Annotated in this window: 1 protein-coding gene; it reads left to right on the top strand. The window is 43.1% G+C overall.

The features are described from left to right. The coding region (locus AB5754_RS12660) for a substrate-binding domain-containing protein (protein WP_368259639.1) at positions 1–531 on the top strand (531 nt) is incomplete at its 5' end. Between the last annotated feature and the right edge of the window lie 561 nt (positions 532–1092).

Here is a 1092-nt window from a genome sequence, read left to right as displayed (position 1 = left end):
GGCAAAACCCTAGGAGAAGAAGTACTAAGCGATTATGGTGGTGATTTAAAAGGCAAAACCATCGGCGTTCTTAGTGAAAACAAGCAAACAAAGGCGGAAAAAGCTCGTTTACAAGGATTTGAAGACGCGATTAAAACTGCTGGGGCTGCTACATTGTGGCAAGTGACCCTAAGTGAGAAAGCGAGTATCGAATCCGTGGATTGGCTGGCTTCTTTAGCGAATGTTAATTTAGTCGTTGCGTTAGATGATGAAAGTGTGGCAACAACGGTAGATAAATTGAAACGATCGGTAGTTTATGGCATTGGTCATTCCACTGAAAGTATGCATGCACTGGATAACGGCAATGTGGAAGCTTTAGTGGTACCTGACTTATTCCAAATGGGTTATGAAAGTGTCGTGAATTTGACTGGGGAGTTGACGCATTTTTTTGCCTCCACAAAACAAGAGACAATTGACTACCAAGTGATTCGCCAAGAGGATTTGTTTTCAAAGGAGAATCAGGAATTGCTGTTTACCATGAGCCAAAATTAGAAATGAGGGTTGAAAGTGGGAAAAAAAGTATTGCAGCTTTTGTTTAGTACGCTGAGTTTATTGACGATTTCTGCCTGTGGCAACGCCGAAGAGACCGCCCCACCTCAAATTTATTAGCCCCGCAGAAAACTTGGTTTAAAATCAACTGAGGAATTTGCGCCCATAGTAAGTCTATCGGGAAACTGGTAGGTAGTGGTAAGCTTGCTTATCCAATGAAGAAATCGAATTGCTGGAACGCCGTAAAGCCCTTTTAACCACAACGTCAGGATAGCCAAACCTAAGCGTGAAGGTGGCGAAAGCAGAAAAAATAAAAGGGATGACATAAGGTTAAAACCTACGTGTTAGTCAATTGGTAATCAGCAGCGAAGCTCAGAAATGAGAACGTTCAACGACTATTCCTCTTGAGGGAAGTACACGGATGCCCGTGGAAGTGGTTTCGCCTAACCCGCAATGGCGGTAAGGATAAGATATAGTCTCTACTTGTGTGAAAGCATAAGAAGTTCATCAGAGAACTGCAGGGAATTCGCGTCTCCCTGTGAAGGATGGAAAAATGAGAACAGC

It is taken from the genome of Enterococcus sp. 2201sp1_2201st1_C11_2201SCRN_220225 (assembly GCF_040925905.1).
Taxonomy (GTDB): domain Bacteria; phylum Bacillota; class Bacilli; order Lactobacillales; family Enterococcaceae; genus Enterococcus_C; species Enterococcus_C asini_A.
The sequence above is the reverse complement of the archived record's forward strand: the minus strand, read 5'-3'. Positions and strand labels throughout refer to the sequence as shown.